Source organism: Micromonospora sp. LOL_021, from assembly GCF_048060215.1.
Taxonomy (GTDB): domain Bacteria; phylum Actinomycetota; class Actinomycetes; order Mycobacteriales; family Micromonosporaceae; genus Micromonospora_E.
This window is the reverse complement of record NZ_JBHMIN010000024.1, coordinates 1-15,755: the sequence shown is the minus strand read 5'-3', so window position 1 is coordinate 15,755 and position 15,755 is coordinate 1. Positions and strand designations below refer to the sequence as shown.

General features: G+C 70.3%; 14 protein-coding genes, 1 tRNA gene and 1 pseudogene. 7 read left to right on the top strand and 9 right to left on the bottom strand.

Annotation, left to right across the window (positions count from 1 at the left end; translation table 11 throughout):
- Window positions 1–195: 195 nt before the first annotated feature.
- Entirely contained in the window at window positions 196–459 is a 264-nt protein-coding gene (locus tag ACFHWT_RS17035; protein ID WP_123606549.1) for a cell division protein CrgA, read from the bottom strand.
- Window positions 460–690: 231 nt separating this feature from the next.
- Here ACFHWT_RS17035 and ACFHWT_RS17030 point away from each other — a divergent pair, with 231 nt between their 5' ends.
- The 4 genes and pseudogenes from ACFHWT_RS17030 to ACFHWT_RS17015 all read left to right on the top strand — a co-directional run bounded on the left by ACFHWT_RS17030 (window position 691) and on the right by ACFHWT_RS17015 (window position 3,655).
- Window positions 691–1,503, top strand: a complete 813-nt coding sequence (locus ACFHWT_RS17030) for a DUF881 domain-containing protein (RefSeq protein WP_416550977.1) — start codon at window positions 691–693, stop codon at window positions 1,501–1,503.
- A 110-nt stretch (window positions 1,504–1,613) separates the two neighbouring features.
- Window positions 1,614–2,654 (top strand): annotated as a pseudogene (locus ACFHWT_RS17025) (class E sortase); the annotation flags it as partial.
- 3 nt (window positions 2,655–2,657) lie between these two features.
- Complete coding sequence (locus tag ACFHWT_RS17020; RefSeq protein WP_416595630.1) at window positions 2,658–2,990, top strand: hypothetical protein; 333 nt, start codon at window positions 2,658–2,660, stop codon at window positions 2,988–2,990.
- Between the two features lie 14 nt (window positions 2,991–3,004).
- A complete protein-coding gene (locus ACFHWT_RS17015; RefSeq protein ID WP_416595629.1) occupies window positions 3,005–3,655 on the top strand; it encodes an aminodeoxychorismate/anthranilate synthase component II in 651 nt (216 codons plus the stop codon).
- 35 nt (window positions 3,656–3,690) lie between these two features.
- On the opposite strand, the gene pknB is transcribed toward ACFHWT_RS17015, so the two are convergent.
- The 7 genes from pknB to ACFHWT_RS16980 form a co-directional block, all read right to left on the bottom strand.
- Complete coding sequence (gene pknB, locus ACFHWT_RS17010) at window positions 3,691–5,526, bottom strand: Stk1 family PASTA domain-containing Ser/Thr kinase (RefSeq protein WP_416595628.1); 1,836 nt, start codon at window positions 5,524–5,526, stop codon at window positions 3,691–3,693.
- On the bottom strand, window positions 5,523–7,037 hold the full coding sequence (locus ACFHWT_RS17005) for a protein kinase domain-containing protein (RefSeq protein WP_416595627.1): 1,515 nt from the start codon (window positions 7,035–7,037) through the stop codon (window positions 5,523–5,525). The genes pknB and ACFHWT_RS17005 overlap by 4 nt, the downstream gene beginning before the upstream one ends.
- Before the next feature lies 1 nt (window position 7,038).
- The gene (locus ACFHWT_RS17000; RefSeq protein WP_416595626.1) at window positions 7,039–8,547 is read right to left on the bottom strand and encodes a penicillin-binding transpeptidase domain-containing protein; all 1,509 of its coding nucleotides are present in this window, start codon (window positions 8,545–8,547) and stop codon (window positions 7,039–7,041) included.
- A complete protein-coding gene (locus tag ACFHWT_RS16995) occupies window positions 8,544–9,986 on the bottom strand; it encodes an FtsW/RodA/SpoVE family cell cycle protein (RefSeq protein ID WP_416595696.1) in 1,443 nt (480 codons plus the stop codon). The genes ACFHWT_RS17000 and ACFHWT_RS16995 overlap by 4 nt, the downstream gene beginning before the upstream one ends.
- A 73-nt stretch (window positions 9,987–10,059) precedes the next feature.
- The gene (locus ACFHWT_RS16990) at window positions 10,060–11,532 is read right to left on the bottom strand and encodes a PP2C family protein-serine/threonine phosphatase (RefSeq protein ID WP_416595625.1); all 1,473 of its coding nucleotides are present in this window, start codon (window positions 11,530–11,532) and stop codon (window positions 10,060–10,062) included.
- On the bottom strand, window positions 11,529–12,011 hold the full coding sequence (locus ACFHWT_RS16985) for an FHA domain-containing protein FhaB/FipA (protein ID WP_278172744.1): 483 nt from the start codon (window positions 12,009–12,011) through the stop codon (window positions 11,529–11,531). The genes ACFHWT_RS16990 and ACFHWT_RS16985 overlap by 4 nt, the downstream gene beginning before the upstream one ends.
- Window positions 12,012–12,013: 2 nt before the next feature.
- Window positions 12,014–12,817, bottom strand: a complete 804-nt coding sequence (locus ACFHWT_RS16980; protein ID WP_416595624.1) for an FhaA domain-containing protein — start codon at window positions 12,815–12,817, stop codon at window positions 12,014–12,016.
- Between the two features lie 248 nt (window positions 12,818–13,065).
- Here ACFHWT_RS16980 and ACFHWT_RS16975 point away from each other — a divergent pair.
- From ACFHWT_RS16975 to ACFHWT_RS16965, 3 genes are all read left to right on the top strand, one after another.
- Window positions 13,066–13,151 (top strand) — tRNA-Leu (locus tag ACFHWT_RS16975).
- A 136-nt stretch (window positions 13,152–13,287) separates the two neighbouring features.
- Window positions 13,288–14,361 carry an NAD-dependent epimerase/dehydratase family protein gene (locus ACFHWT_RS16970; RefSeq protein ID WP_416595623.1) on the top strand — a complete coding sequence of 358 codons (1,074 nt, stop codon included), beginning with the start codon at window positions 13,288–13,290 and terminating at the stop codon, window positions 14,359–14,361.
- Window positions 14,358–15,164 carry a WecB/TagA/CpsF family glycosyltransferase gene (locus ACFHWT_RS16965; protein ID WP_416595695.1) on the top strand — a complete coding sequence of 269 codons (807 nt, stop codon included), beginning with the start codon at window positions 14,358–14,360 and terminating at the stop codon, window positions 15,162–15,164. The genes ACFHWT_RS16970 and ACFHWT_RS16965 overlap by 4 nt, the downstream gene beginning before the upstream one ends.
- Window positions 15,165–15,322: 158 nt before the next feature.
- Here the strand turns inward: ACFHWT_RS16965 and ACFHWT_RS16960 are convergent.
- Window positions 15,323–15,755 (bottom strand): transposase (locus ACFHWT_RS16960; RefSeq protein WP_416595622.1); only part of this gene is annotated, 433 nt, incomplete at its 5' end.

The window sequence follows — 15,755 nt, the reverse complement described above, 5'->3', positions numbered from 1 at the left end:
ACCGCCAAGTTACCCATGGGTAATGTGACGAGCGTCGCACCGCACCGGCGACCGGTACTCGCCACCCTATGGCAGCGTCGCCGCCACGCCAGCGCCCGGCTCCCGACAAAACAGCAGGTCGGCCGGCATCCTCGGGGACACCGACCGACCTTGGGTGGCACTGACGGGCCGACTGCGGACCGACTGTGAACCGGGTCAGCGCCAGCGGGAGAGCAGGATCAGCGAACTCACCATGGCACCGAACCCGATCGCCAGGTTCCAGTAGCCCCAGGAGGCGACCGGGTAGGCGGTCTCCGACAGGTAGTAGACGACCAGCCAGCCGATGCCGAAGACGATCAACGAGACGGCGCTGATCGGCAGCCAGACCGGACTCGGCTTGCGGGTGGCAGCCGTCTGGGTCGGGCGGACGTCGGTCGGCGGGGTGTAGACCTTCTTCTTGCGAACCTGCGACTTGGGCACGACGCTCTCCTGGTGGCTATCATCCGGCCCGGCAACCGGACGCAGCGGCGACGGTCCATGGCCAATAATGTTCAAGAGCTAGCGTAGTCAAGTTGCCGCGATCCGGCCACGGGCCGCAGCACGGCAGCAGCGACATTTGGGCACAACCAGGTCCACCAGGTGCGATAGACCGCTCAGGTGGTCCATTATGCGGACACTTGTCGATGGCTGGCAGGCGGAGAGGGGGCCGAGGTGGAGTACACCTCCGGCAGCGCGTCCTGGCGGGACGTGGTCCGGCGCGCCGTTCGCGGGCTGCTGCGTCGCCGGCGCGGCGCGGAGCAGCCCGGCTGGTCCGCCGGCGTACCGCTGATCGCGCTGCTCGCCGGCCTACTGTTCACCACGACCGCCACCACCGCCAGCGGCACCAGTCTGCGGGAGGACCGTCGACCACAACTCGCGCAGCTGATCGACGACCGACGTACCCAGCTGGCCGCCGCCGAGGAACGCGCCGCCCAACTGCGCGACCAGGTCGACCAGCAGACGGAGCTGGTCGCCGGGTCGGACGAGCCGATCGCCCGGCAGCAGGCCCGAATCGACGCGAACCGGTCGGCGGCCGGCTTCACCGCGCTGGCCGGCCCGGGCGTCATCATCGAACTCGACGACGCGCCGCGGCTGACCGACCTGCCGGACGGTGCCAGCAACGACGACCTGGTGGTGCACCAGAGCGACGTACAGGCAGTGGTCAACGCACTGTGGGCCGGCGGCGCCGAAGCGATGTCAATCATGAATGTACGGGTGTTGGCGACCAGCGCGGTACGCTGTGTCGGGAACACGCTGTTGTTGCACGGCGGGGTCTACTCGCCCCCATTTCGGATCGCCGCGATCGGTGACCCCAGCGCCCTGCAGCAGGCGCTGGCCGACTCCGAAGGGGTGCAGTTGTTCAGGGACGCCGTGACCCACTTCCAGCTGGGCTACCAGGAGACGATCGAAGCCGAGCTGACCGTGCCGGCGTTCGACGGCTCGGCAGCGCTGCGGCACACCACCGTTCCGGAGTCGGCGCGATGACCCGGCCCGGGGTGCCTGGCTATCCCGACCAACCGGATGATTCGGGCCGGCACCGCGCGTACCACACCGACGACTCGACCACCGTGCTTCCCCGCTTCAGTGGGCCAAATCCGGCAACAGCCCCGGCCCCGACGTCCCCGGCGCATCAACACCCGCCCGGCTACTCGCCGCAGCAACTGGCCCAGTACCAGCGCCCCCGACAGCCGGAGCGCGACGATGCCGCCCGCACCGCTGTCATCCCGGCCTACCCGGCCGAGCCGGCCGCCTCCACCACGGTGCTACCGGTCGTGATCAGCAGCTACCAACCGCCGCCGAGTGGTGAGTCACCGGCCGGCGCCGGTCAGGGCCCTGGCCCCGGCGAGCGCCCCGGTGCCGCACCCCGCCGCGGTGAGCGGGTGGTCAAGTTGCGACCGGAGCGTACCGACACCGGTTACAAGAGCGTGTACTCCGAACTGACCCGGCCGACCATCTGGACCGCGCTGCGCACCACCGCCCGGATCACCGGGGAGTTGCTGATCACCTTCGGCATGGTGGTGCTGCTCTTCGCTGGCTACGAAATCTGGGGCAAGTCGGTCATCGTCAACGCCCACCAGGACGAGCTCAGCGAACAGCTCGCCCAGCAGTGGGCCGAAGTGCCCGAGCCGGTCGTCAGCGACGGCCCCACGCCCGAGCCCGAGGCGTCCCCCACCATCCAGGTGCAGGGCACCCCGGTCGCCGGGCTCTACATCCCTAAGCTGGACAAGAACTGGATCGTCGTCGAGGGCGTCGGCCAGGACGACATCCGGTACGCACCGGGTCACTACCCGGACAGCGCCGGCCCCGGGGAGATCGGCAACTTCTCGGTGGCCGGGCACCGCAACCGGGCCACCTTCTGGCGGCTGGACGAGCTGGGTGACGGCGACACGATCGTCGTCGAGGACCGGGACACCTGGCACGTGTACGCGGTCACCCGCAACCACATCGTGCTGCCCAACCAGACCGAAGTGGTCGCCCCCGTGCCCGGCGACCGCCGGGCGCAGCCGACCGAGGCGATGCTGACCCTGACCACCTGCCACCCGAAGTTCGACAACTACCAGCGGCTGATCGTGCACGCGGCGCTGGTCCGCAGCCAGCCAAAGGCCGATGGCCGACCGGCGGAACTCGGCGGCTGAGCCATGTACGCCTGGATCTGGCGCAAGCTCCCGTTCGGCACGCCCGGCAAGCTGATCGGTTCGGCGCTGCTCGCCGGGCTGACGGTCGTCCTGCTCTGGTACGTGGTCTTCCCGTGGGCGGAGCCGCTGCTGCCGTTCGACGACGTCCAGGTGACCGAGGACGGCGGCGGCACCGGTACCGACCCCGGTGACGGTGGTCCGGCCGACGGTGGCACCGACGGCGACGGTGGCACCGACGGCGACGGTGGCGACCCGGACGGTGGCAGCGCCGACGACTACGAGCTGCCGTACGACACCGAGACGAACAACCCCGTACCCGATGTGAACGGCGACTAGAACTAGGTGTCCGCGTGCGCGTACTGGTGATCGACAACTACGACTCGTTCGTGTTCAACCTGGTTCAGTACCTCGGCCAGCTGGGTGCCGACTGCGACGTTCGGCGCAACGACGAGATCTCCGTCGACGAGGTCGGCCGGCTCGGCGCGGCCGGCGTGCTGCTCTCCCCCGGGCCGGGTGCGCCGGACAGCGCCGGCATCTGCCTGGAGGTCATCGAGCGGTACGCCGGGCAGCTGCCGATCCTCGGCGTCTGCCTCGGCCACCAGGCGATCGGAGCCGCGTTCGGTGGGGTCGTCGAACGTGCTCCCGAGCTGCTGCACGGCAAGACCTCGCTGGTCGAGCATCGGGGCGTCGGGGTGCTGGCCGGGCTGCCGGACCCGTTCACCGCCACCCGCTACCACTCCCTCGCGGTACGCGAGGACAGTCTGCCGGCCGAGATCGAGGTCACCGGCCGTACCGCGTCCGGGGTGGTGATGGCGATGCGGCACCGGAGCCTGCCGGTCGAGGGTGTGCAGTTCCACCCCGAGTCGGTGCTCACCGAGGGCGGCCATCTGATGCTGGCGAACTGGCTGGCCGGGTGCGGTCTGCCGCAGGCCCGGCAGCGGGCACCGCAGCTCGCCGCCGAGGTGGAGACCCGGCGGCGGGCCGCGTTCGTGTCGGCCTGAGCGCAGGCCCGGCCGCTAGGACCGCAGACCGCGACTCAGTCGAACAGCCGGGAGACAGGCGCGGTGGGCAGCAGGCCGCTCACTCCGCTGCCTGGGGTGCTGGAGCCACCACCACCGCCCTCGCCATCACCGTCGCCCGGTGGCGGGCTGGTCGTCGGGGGTGAGCCGGTCGGCGACGGGCTGCCGGTCGGGTCCGGCGACGGCTCCACCTCCTGCCGGGGCTGGGAGACGACGATCTCCACCCGGGAGTTGACCCGGTGCTCGCCGTTGTTCGGACTCTGGCTGGTGACGATGCCGGCATCGGCCGGGTCGACTTCCTCCCCGTCGATCACCCGCGGGTCGAAGCCGCGGTTTTCAAGCGTCGCGACGGCCTGGGCTTCGGTGTAGCCGACGACGTTCGGCATGTCCCGCAGATTGTTGAGCGAGACGTGCACCTCGACCTCGCTGCCCACCTCCACCAACTCGCCGGCGCTGGGCACCTCGATCACCTGGTCCTTCGGTGCCGAGCTGTCCACCTCCTCGAAGACGGCGATCAGCTTTCGGTCGGTGAGCTGCTGCTCGGCGGCGCTGCGGGTGAAGCCTTTCATGTCGGGCACCTGGACCTTGCCCGGGCCGGAGCAGACGACGAGGGCCACCTCGGAGCCCCGCTCGACGGCGCCCGGCTCCGGTGACTGCTCGATGACGGTGTTGACCGTACAGTTCGCGTCGTCGCGAGGGGTGACGTCCGCTGTCAGCTGCAGGTCGGTGAGGGTCAGCTGGGCCTGTTCGATCGGCTCGTTGACCAGGTTGGGCAGATCGACGGTGACCGGCTCGTCGGGGCCGGAGTTCATCCAGATCAGCCCGGTGGCCAGGGCGATCACCGCGAAGACGCCCAGCGCGCTGAGGCCGGCGATGACCGCCGGCGAGGTCCGCCTCGGCGGCGGGCCGCCGACGCCGCCGGGGATCCGCTGGGTCGAGCCGGTACGCCCGGTGGCGCCCATCGCCGCGGTTTCGTCGTCGCGCAGCACCGGGGTGGCCAGCACCGGCCGGCCGGAGGCGGCGCGCAGCAGGTCGGCGCGCATCTCGCCGGCGCTCTGGTAGCGGTTGACCGGGTTCTTGGCCAGCGCCTTCAACACGATCGCGTCGATCGCCGGGGTGACGTCCCGGTTGATCTCGCTCGGCGCCCGCGGGTCCTCCCGGACGTGCTGGTAGGCGACGCTGACCGGGCTGTCCCCGACGAACGGCGGATGGCCGCAGAGCAGCTCGAACAGCACACAGCCGGCTGCGTAGACGTCGGATCGAGCGTCCACCGACTCGCCGCGGGCCTGCTCCGGGGAGAGGTACTGCGCGGTGCCGATCACCGCCGAGGTCTGGGTCATCGTGGTCGCGCCGCTGGCCAGCGCGCGGGCGATGCCGAAGTCCATCACCTTGACCTGGTCGGTCTGGGTGAGCATGACGTTGCCGGGCTTGATGTCCCGGTGGATGATGCCGTGCCGGTGGCTGAACTCCAGGGCGGCGCAGACGTCGGCGCAGTATTCCAGGGCCCGACGCGGGTGCAGCCGGCCCTCGGCGGCGAGCACCTCCTTGAGGGTGCGGCCGTTGACGAACTCCATGACGATGAACGGCAGCGGCTCGCCGGTGGCGGCGTACTCCTCGCCGGTGTCGTAGACCGCGACGATCGCCGGGTGGTTGAGCGACGCGGAGTTCTGCGCCTCCCGCCGGAACCGTTCCTGGAAGGTCCGGTCCCGGGCCAGGTCGGTGCGCAGCATCTTGATCGCGACGTCACGGCCGAGCCGCAGGTCACGGCCGCGGTGAACCTCGGCCATACCGCCGTAGCCGAGCAACTCGCCGACCTGGTACCTGCCGCCTAGCAGGCGGGCCTGCGCGGTCATCGTCCTTGTCGTCCTTCGCTCGTCTGGTCGTCATCGGGTCGGACCAAGTCGGGTGCTTCTATCGACGGTACGGGTCCCACGCTGATTTCGACGTGTCCGGCTGCCATCTGGTTCTCAGCCGTAACCAATCGCACCACGGGTTGCCCCAGAGCGGCCGAATTGCTGGCGCTGTCGATGATCCGGTAAGCGACCAGCCCGGTGCAGAGCAACACGATCAACGCTCCGAGGATGATCGCCAGGACGGTGAACACTTGCCGGTGCAGGCCACCGGACCGCTGGGGCGGGGCTGGTGGCCGGTTGTAGCCGTACGGGTTGGGTGGACGACCCGAAGCGGGAAGGGGCTGCCGCGTCGGGGTGGCGGGGTGATGGTAGCCGGCCGGATACCCGCCTGGCATCATCGGCGTGGTGGCGGGCAGGTAGCCGGGTGGTCCGGGCATCGGCTGCCCCGGCGGCGGCCGCTGACCGGGCGGCACCGGATTGGGCGGCACCGAGCCGGGGTGCATCGGCCCCGGAGACATCGGCCCGGGGGACATGGGTGCGGGGCCGGACGCCATCGGCGAAACCGGCGCTGCCGACGTGGGCCGGGGCGCGGCCGGGTGCTGGCCGGGGTGCTGCTGGCCAGGATGTTGCTGGCCCGGGTGCTGCTGAGCGTGTGGTGGCCGGTGCGGGCCGGCCGGTGGCCGGGCCTGGCCGGCGAGCGTGGTGGCGGCCTGCCGGGAGACGGCGGCCATCGTGGCGGCGGTCTGCCAGCGTGCCGCCGGATCCTTGGCGAGCGCGCGTTCGACGAAGCTGCGGACCACCGGTGGGATGTCCGACGGCAGCGCGCGCGGCACCTCACGCACGTGCTTCATGGCAATTTCCAGCGGATTGTCGCCCTCGAACGGCCGCCGACCGGACAGACACTGGTAGGCGACCACGCCGAGCGCGTACACGTCGGAAGCCGGCGTCGCGACCGAGCCGGACGCCTGCTCGGGAGAGATGTACGAGGCGGTGCCGAGCACCGAGCCGGCGGCGGTCAACTGGCCGACGATCTCTGAGCGGGCGATGCCGAAGTCGGTCAGCACCAGCGTGCCGTTGGGCCGTACCAGCAGGTTGCCCGGCTTGACGTCGCGGTGCACGATGCCCTTCTCGTGGGCCGCGTGCAGCGCGTCGGCGGCCTGGGCGATCAGCGCCATGGTGCGGGCCGGGGTGAGCCGCCCGACCCGGGACAGGGTGCGCGACAACGCGTCGCCCTCGACGTACTCCATCACCAGGAAGGCGATGTGCTTGTCGCTGCCGTAGTCGTAGACGTCGACCACGCCGGGATGGTTGATGGTGGCCATGGTCCGGGCTTCGCCGCGGAACCGTTCGGCGAAGCCGGGCTCCTCCAGCAACGCGGGGAGCAGGCTCTTGACCGCGACGGTACGGCCGAGCACCTCGTCGGTGCCGCGCCACACGTCGCCCATCCCGCCGCTGGCGATCCGCTCGTCGAGCCGGTAGCGGCCGCCGAGCAGGACTCCGGAACTCAGCATCTCATCGCCCCTCACGCTCGGCGACGAGGGCCCGCATGATCTGCCCGGCGATCCGGGCCGCTTCCGCGCTCCCGCCGCCGCCGGCGCCTTCCAGCAGTACGCAGACGGCCGAGATCGGCTCACCGTCCTCGGACGTCACGAAGCCGATGAACCACCCGTGGTCCTCGTCGCCCTCGCCGGCCTGCGCGGTGCCGGTCTTGCCGCCGACGGTGTAGCCGTCGATCCGGGCGTTGCGGCCGGTGCCGTTGCGCACCACGCTGACCATCATCTCCTGCAGGTCGGCGGCGACCGACCCGCTCACCGACTGGCGCAGCTCCCGCGGGTCCGCGGTGTAGTAGCTGCTGGTCCGGTCGGCGTGCAGCAGCTGCTGGATCACGTACGGACGCATCTGGCTGCCACCGTTGGCCACCGCCGCCGCGATCATCGCGCCTTCCAGCGGGGTCATCCGGACGTTGTTCTGGCCGATTGACGACTGGGCCAGCGCCGCGCCGTCCTCGCTGCCGTCCGGGTTGGCGATGTCGCCGGTCCGGCTGGCCGCGACCGGCAGGCCGTCGTCACCGCTGGTCCGTCCGACGACCAGCTCCTCGTCCTCGAAGCCGAAGTCGCGGGCCTTCGCCTTGACCGTCTCGGCGCCGAGCTCCACACCCAACTTGGCGAAGCCGGTGTTGCACGAGTCGGTCAGGGCGGTGATCAGGGTGACCTCGTCCTGGGGGCAGATGGAGTCGACGGCGTTGCGGATGTCGGTGCCGGAGTCAGGGTGCCGGTAGACCGGGCCGGCGGAGATCGGCGTCTCGACGGTGGTGCCGTTCTCCAGGGCCGCCGCCGCGACGACGACCTTGAAGGTGGAGCCGGGTGGCAGCACCTCGCCGAGGGCCCGGTTGTTCAGCGGACGGTTCGGGTCGCTGTCCAGCTCGTTGTAGGCCTCCTGGGCCGCCCCGGTGTCGTGGCTGGCCAGCGGGTTCGGATCGAAGCTGGGCAGCGAAACCAGGGCCTGCAGCGCGCCGGTACGCGGATTGAGCGCCACCGCCGCGCCCACGTCGACCCCGACCCGGTTGTCCAGCAGCTGCCGGTACGCGGTCTCCTGCGCCCGCCGGTTGATGGTGAGCAGCACGTTCCCGCCGCCGGTCTCCTCGCCGGTGAACAGGTCCCGGACCCGGTCGGCGAAGAGTTGGTCGCTGGTGCCGGCGAGGAACTCGTTTTCGGCCTTCTCCACGCCGGTGGCGGCCAGGTTGACCGGCTTGTAGCCGATCACGTGCGCGTAGAGCTCGTTGTCCGGGTAGGTCCGCAGGTACTGCAGCTCGCCGTCGGTCGGCGTGCTGGTGGCCAGGGCTCGGGCGCCGGCTTCGATGTTGCCGCGTTGCCGGTCGTACTCGGCGACCTGCACCCGGCCGTTGTAGTCGCTGGTGCGGTACTCCTCGGCCTTGTAGCCCTGGACCCAGTTGAGGTTGACGAAGAGCAGGCCGAACAGAACCATGATGACCACGCCGACTCGGCGCAGTGGGGCGTTCATCGGCGGATCACCTCCGTCGGCGCGCCGTGCAACTGGGCAGGTGGTCCGGTCGGCGTACCGGGCGGCCGGGGCTCGGCCCCCACCACCGGCCGGCGGCCGGCGTCGGAGATCCGCAGCAGCATCGCCACCAGCAGCCAGTTCGCCATCAGCGACGAGCCACCGGCGGACAGGAACGGTGTGGTCTGACCGGTCAGCGGGATCAGCCCGCTGATCCCGCCGACGATCACGAAGACCTGCAGGGAGAGGGTGAACGCCAGGCCGCCGGCGAGCAGCTTGCCGAACGAGTCGCGTACCGCCAGGCCGGCCCGCAGCCCGCGTTGCGCGACCAGCAGGTAGACGACCAGCAGCGCGGAGAGCCCGAACAGGCCGATCTCCTCGCCGAGGCCGGCGAAGATGAAGTCGTTGTGCACCTCCGGCACCTTCAACGGCTGGCCGCCGCCGGGTCCGGCGCCGAACAGCCCGCCGGTGCCGAGCCCGAGCAGCCCTTGGACCAGTTGGTAGCCGTCGTCGTACGGGTCGGAGAACGGGTCGAGCCAGATGTTCGCCCGCTGGTAGAAGTTGGCGAACGGGCCGCCGACGATGTTGCCCAGGTGGTACGCCAGGAACGCCCCGCCGAAGAACAGCAGCAGACCGATGATCAGCCAGCTGACCCGTTCGGTGGCGACGTACAGCGTCACCACGAACATGCCGAAGTAGAGCAGCGACGTCCCGAGGTCCTTTTGGAAGACCAGGACCAGGACGCTGAGCAGCCAGACCACCAGCACCGGGCCGAGGTCCCGGCCCCGGGGAAAGTCGATCCCGAGCACCCGCCGGCTGGCCAGCGACAGCACTTCCCGCTTGCGGACCAGGTAGTACGCGAAGAAGGACAGCAGGGCCAGCTTGGCGAACTCACCGGGCTGGATCGAAAAGCCGCCGATCATGATCCACAGCTTGGCGCCGTTGACCTCGGAGTACCGCGCCGGCAGCACCGCCGGGATCAGCACCAGCACGATCCCGGCCAGCCCGAGGGTGTACGCGTACCGGGCGACGACCTGGTGGTCACGGACCAGGACGAGCAGCCCGGCGGCGAGCACCACGGCGGCCAGGGTCCAGGCCAGTTGCCGCCCGCCGGTGCCGGCGAAGATCGGGTAGTCGATCCGTTCGGCGGCGGCCACCTGGGCCAGGTCGTAGCGGCGCAGGAAACCGACGCCGATGCCGTTGAGCAGGGCCACCGCCGGCAGCAGGGCCGGGTCGGCGTGCGGGGCGAAGAACCGGATGACCAGGTGCAGGCCGACGAAGACCGCGCCGACCACGGCGGTCGGCACCCAGAAGCCGGGCCGGATGGTGCCGAGCACGGCGGCTTCGGCCGCGGCCGAGTAGAGCGCGACCACGGCGAGCGCGAGGGCCAACAGGCCGAGTTCGGCGTTTCGCCGCGTCCTGATGGGGCGGATCCGCGGCATCTCACCGGTGATGGCCGGCGGGGCGGGTCCGACTGAAGCGGTCACTGGGTTTCCTTCACCTCGCTCGCCGGCCTCAGCCGACCGTCCGGCAACCGGCCGGGTTGGTGACCGGCGGGACCGGCTCGACCGGCGGGGCGTCCGGGGAGCTCTCCGGGTCACCGGACGGGCTCGGGGTGTCGCCCGGTGACGGGCTGTTCGCCGGGCCGGTCGGTGATCCGGAGACGAGGCCGTCGGGCGCGGCACCCGGCGAACCGGTCGCGTCGACCTCCGCCGACGGCGTGGGCGTCGGGGTCGGGGTGGGCGTCGGCGGGCAGATCGGCTTCAGGTTGGGGTTGCCCGGGTCGTCCCGGGTGAGTTCCAGCAGGTGCCGCTGCGCCTCGGCTTCGCTGCCGGCGTGGATGCCGCGCTTGACGCGGTCCTGGGCGACGGAGGTCAGGTCGTCCAGGGCGAGGTCGCTGGTCTGGTGCACGGTGGAGAGGCTGACGCCGGCCACCTCGCCCGGCATGCCCTGGAAGATCGCCAGCTGACCCTCGCCGGTGGCGCCGACGTAGTACTGCCGTTGGGTGTAGGCCCAGCCGGCCCAGACCCCGCCGCCGAGGATGCCGACCAGCACGACCAGCACGATCGCCGCGCGCAGCGGCCGGCGACGGGGGCGTTGCGGGTCGTCGTCCGACGCGGTGCCGGCGGTGTCGGCCGGCCCCGGTACGGCGGCCCGGGGCGCGGACAGGGCGGAGGCCCGGGCGGCCGGGGTGGAGTCGTCGGCGGCGGTGGCCATGCCCCGGTCGCGGGCGGCGGCACCGCCGACGATCGGTGCCTGCTCGCGGATGCTCTGGTCGGTGGCGTCGGCGACGACGACGGTGATGTTGTCCGGGCCGCCGCCGCGCAGCGCCAACTGGACCAGGCGTTCGACGCACTTGCCCGGATCGGTGTACTCGCGCAGCGTCTCGGCGATGGTGTCCGGGCTGACCACGCCGGACAGCCCGTCGCTGCAGATCAGGTAGCGGTCGCCCGCGACGACCTGGCGTACCGAGTACTCCGGGTCGATGTCCCGGCCGTCCAGCGCCCGGGTCAGCAGTGACCGCTGGGGGTGGCTGCTGGCCTCCTCGGCACTGATCCGCCCCTCGTCGACCAGCATCTGGACGTAGGTGTCGTCCTTGGTGATCTGCGCGAACTCCCCGTTGCGCAGCAGGTACGCCCGGGAGTCGCCGATGTGCACCATGCCGATCTTGCTGCCGGAGAAGAGCGTGGCGGTCAGCGTGGTGCCCATCCCCTCCAGATGGGGGTTGGCGTCGACGGTGTCCCGCAGGTGCTGGTTGGCCAGGCCGACGGCCCCGCGTAGGGCGTCGACCATGGCGTCGCCGGGGACGTCCTCGTCGAGCGGGGCCAGTGCCCCGATGACAATGTTGCTGGCGACGTCACCGGCGGCCATCCCGCCCATGCCGTCGGCCACGGCGAGCAGCCGCGGCCCGGCGTAGACGGAGTCCTGGTTTCCGTCACGGATCAGTCCGCGGTCACTGTGGGCGGCATAGCGCAGGGTCAGAGTCATGGCCGTAACTCAAGAGATGTGCGGCCGATTCGGATCGGCACGGCGAGGGGTACGGGGGTAGGTCCGGTGACCTTAGCGCGGTCCAGGTAGGTCCCGTTAGTGGAACCCGTGTCTTCGATGAACCACTGGCCGTCCCGGGGCATCAGCCGGGCGTGTCGCGCCGAGGCGTAGTCATCGGTGATGACCAAGGTGGAGTCCTCTGCCCGACCTATCGTAATCGGAGACTCACCCAAAGTAATTTTGGTGCCAGCCAGCTGACCTGCGGTCACTACGAGCTGATGAGCGGCCCGCCCCCGTTTGACCTTGGCCGGCCGAGCCGGTGCCGTACTGCTGCTGACCCCGCGCGGAGCCGCGACCAGGCGGCTGGACCGGGCACCGGCGAACAGATCCCGACGGATCACCCCCACCACCGTGAACACGAAGATCCACAGCAGGACGATGAAGCCGACCCGGGCGACGGCAACGACGAATTCGGGCAAGGTTAGCCATCCACTCGGAACGTGAGCGTGGTCGTCCCGAGCTGGATCATGTCACCGGGGTTCAGGGCCACCGCGGAGACCCGCTGCCCGTTGACCATGGTCCCGTTGGTCGACCCCAGATCGGTCAGCACCACTTGAGCACCGTCGAAGTCCAGCCGGGCGTGTCGGCGGGAGATCCCCACGTCCGGCAGTCGCAGATTGGCCTGGTCACCCCGGCCGATCACGGTCGAACCCATCTGCAGCGGATAGGTCCGCCCGTCACCCGAGACCAGCCGTACGTTGCGGACACCGGCCGGCGAGTGCGGCGGTTGACCGTACCCCCCGCCCTGCTGGTCGTACGGCGGATAGCCGCCCTGACCGCCGCCGGGCATGTCGTACCCGGGCTGCTGCACCGGCGCGACGTCGCCGCCGGTGAACACCTCGGCGGTCACCCGGAACATCCCGGTGTCAAGCCCGTCGCCCCGCTCGATCTCGACGATCACGTCGCCGTAGACCGTCCAGGCCTGCTCACCGATGAACTCGGCCTGCGACTGGGCGAGCTCCTGGGCCAGGGCAGCCGCGTACGGAGCCAGCCGGCTGTGGTCGTACGGCGAGAGATCGATCACGTAGCGGTTGGGCACCAGCGTGCGCCCGCCGGCCAGGATCGCCTTGTGGGCCTCAGCCTCCCGCTGCATCGCGTTGAGGATCTCCACCGGGTGCACGACACCCTTGAACACCTTGGCGAAGGCCCCTTCGACTAGGCCTTCCAGACGCTTCTCGAAGCGTTGCAGCACGCTCACCGGCTCCTCCTCGGGTTCCGAGGACATGATGGTATCCGGCCGTCGCCCGTGCCACCCGCACGCCGATCGACCACCGCTCCCGGCCTGTCCCGAACGACCGACCCGCCCCGTGCTACTCTTCGCCAGGCGTCGCGGGCGATATCCAGCTCGGGGCGACCAGGGACAGCGTAGTATGTCCCAGCACCTGCCAGCGGGTGGCCCCGACCGACACCCCCCACCGGGATCGGGACGGACCGGCCGGGTTAGTCTTCTACCGACTGTCCCGGACAGCATCCGGGGAAGTGGCGGAATGGCAGACGCGCACGGTTCAGGTCCGTGTGCCCGAAAGGGCGTGGGGGTTCAACTCCCCCCTTCCCCACCAGCAGGTCGGGCGGTGCTAGCCGCCCGGGCCAGCTAGTAACGATCAAGAAGGCTCCGCCCGACGGCGGGGCCTTCTTCACATATCGCCCGGATATCCTGTTGACCGTTTACTCCACCCCCCAGCTCAGGAGTGTCGTGTGAGCGTCGCGTTGGTTACCGGTTCCGGCGGTCTGATCGGATCGGAGGCGGCCCGGCACTTCGCCGGCCTCGGCCTGGACGTGGTGGGCATCGACAACGACATGCGCCGCGAGTTCTTCGGCCCCGAGGCGTCCACCGCCTGGAACGTCGAGACGCTGCGGCGCGACCTCGGTACGGCGTACACCCATGAAGCGGTCGACATCCGCGACCGCGACGCCCTGGCGGGCCTGTTCCGGCGGTACGGCCGGGACATCGCCGTGGTGATCCACACCGCCGCGCAGCCGTCGCACGACTGGGCGGTGCGCGACCCGTTCACCGACTTCGACGTCAACGCCGGCGGCACGCTCAACGTGCTGCAGAACGTCCGGGAGCACTGCCCGGAAGCACCGGTGATCCACTGCTCCACCAACAAGGTGTACGGCGACCGGCCCAACAGCCTGCCGCTGATCGAGCAGGAGACCCGCTGGGAGATCGCCTCCGACCACCCGTACGTCGGCGGGATCACCGAGGACATGTCGATCGACGCCTGCCTGCACTCGGTCTTCGGCGCGTCGAAGGTCGCCGCCGACATCATGGTGCAGGAGTACGGCCGCTACTTCGGCATCCGTACCGCCTGCTTCCGGGGCGGCACGCTGACCGGCCCGGCGCACTCGGCGACCGAGCTGCACGGCTTCCTCGGCTACCTGATGCGCTGCAACATGGAGCGACGGACCTACAAGATCTTCGGGTACGGCGGCAAAATGGTCCGCGACGCCATCCACAGCCACGACGTGGTCTCCGCCTTCGAGGCGTTCTTCCGCGACCCGCGCCCGGCGGCGGTCTACAACCTCGGCGGCGGCCGGCACTCCAACTGCTCGCACCTGGAGGCGTTCGCCATCGCCGAGCAGATCACCGGCGAAAAGATGATCACCGAGTACCAGGAGGCGAACCGGGTCGGCGACCACCAGTGGTGGATCGGCTCGAACGCCGCTTTCCAGCGGGACTACCCTGGCTGGAAGCAGGTCTACGACGTACCGATGATCCTGCAGGAGATCTACCAGGCCAACGTCGACAAGTGGGTGCCCGGGAAATGATCGACCAGGGCAAACGCAACCTGCTCGGGGTGCTGGTCGACGCCGTCGACTACGAGGCCGCCACCGAGCGGGTGGTCGACGCCGCCCGGGAGCGCCGGCCGCTGGCGCTGACCGCACTCGCCGTACACGGGGTGATGACCGGGGTCCTCGACCCTGCGCACAACGCCCGGCTCAACTCGTTCGACCTGGTCACCCCGGACGGCCAACCGGTGCGCTGGGGCCTCAACCTGCTGCACGGCGCAGGTCTTACCGACCGCGTCTACGGGCCGACACTCACCCTGCGGGTGCTGCAGCGCTGCGCCGACGAAGGGCTTCCGGTCTACCTGTACGGCTCCACCGAGGAGACGCTGGACCGGCTGGTGCCGAAGCTGGAGCAGATGTTCCCGGCGTTGAAGTTCGCCGGGGTCGAGCCGTCCAAGTTCCGCGCCGTCGGCCCTGGTGAGGATGCTGAGATCGCCGAACGTATTCGGGACTCCGGGGCCCGGCTGGTGCTGGTCGGGCTGGGCTGCCCCCGCCAGGAGATCTTCGCGTACGCGATGCGCCCGCTGCTGGACATGCCGCTGATGGCGGTCGGCGCGGCCTTCGACTACCACGCCGGCCTGCTGCGCAAGCCGCCGTCCTGGATGCAGCGGTACGCCCTGGAGTGGCTGTGGCGGCTCGGGCTGGAGCCGAAGCGGCTGTGGCGCCGGTACGTGATCCTCAACCCGGCGTACCTGAGCCGGCTGGGCGCACAGAAGCTCGGCGTTTGGCAAGCTACCCCGCCGAAGGCAGCCACCGACCGCCCAGCCGACTTCGCCGTCTGACCACTGCCTACCCGTACGCATTCCTTCACCTCACCCCTGACCTCGGGTTGGTCGAGGTCCGCCTGCCGCGCCGAGTCGCCCAGTTACCGGGTCGTCGCCGCGCAGAACGCTCACGAGTTGAGGGCTGGGATACCTAGACGAGTTGTTCCGAAGTCCGGTCAGTGGTCGTAGGCGATCAGGGACCGGGTGACGGGTGCGCCGGTCTTGTTGTTGTGCCAGATCGCGGCGGCCATCGCGAGGAGGCGTTGGGCCACCCGTACGGCGACGCCGACGAAGGTCCGCCCACCGTGTTCCTCAAGATCAAGCTGGCCCTTGAGGGTGTCGTTGACCGACTCGATCAACTGCCGGACCTTCTTGAGCATCGGTTCGCCGTAGCGGGCCTTCTCCCGCTTGCGGGACGGGCGTAGCAGGGTGATGCCCTGGTCGGCGAGGTGCCGCTCGAGTGGTCCGGACGCGAATCCCTTGTCCGAGATCAGCAGGATGCCGTCATGTTCTGCGACGACACCGGCCTCGACCTCCAGCATCGCGGCGAGGACCTCCCGCTCGCCGATCTTCGGGTTGGCCAGGGCCCACAGGATCGGCATCCCGGTC

What these genes read in the sequence shown, in the direction of transcription:
- pknB (WP_416595628.1), bottom strand. Translation starts at nt 5,526, where the DNA reads ATGACCGCGCAGGCCCGCCTGCTAGGCGGCAGGTACCAGGTCGGCGAG.
- ACFHWT_RS17000 (WP_416595626.1), bottom strand. Translation starts at nt 8,547, where the DNA reads ATGAACGCCCCACTGCGCCGAGTCGGCGTGGTCATCATGGTTCTGTTC.
- ACFHWT_RS17020 (WP_416595630.1), top strand. Translation starts at nt 2,658, where the DNA reads ATGTACGCCTGGATCTGGCGCAAGCTCCCGTTCGGCACGCCCGGCAAG.
- ACFHWT_RS17005 (WP_416595627.1), bottom strand. Translation starts at nt 7,037, where the DNA reads ATGCTGAGTTCCGGAGTCCTGCTCGGCGGCCGCTACCGGCTCGACGAG.
- ACFHWT_RS16965 (WP_416595695.1), top strand. Translation starts at nt 14,358, where the DNA reads ATGATCGACCAGGGCAAACGCAACCTGCTCGGGGTGCTGGTCGACGCC.
- ACFHWT_RS16995 (WP_416595696.1), bottom strand. Translation starts at nt 9,986, where the DNA reads ATGCCGCGGATCCGCCCCATCAGGACGCGGCGAAACGCCGAACTCGGC.
- ACFHWT_RS16980 (WP_416595624.1), bottom strand. Translation starts at nt 12,817, where the DNA reads ATGTCCTCGGAACCCGAGGAGGAGCCGGTGAGCGTGCTGCAACGCTTC.
- ACFHWT_RS16990 (WP_416595625.1), bottom strand. Translation starts at nt 11,532, where the DNA reads ATGACTCTGACCCTGCGCTATGCCGCCCACAGTGACCGCGGACTGATC.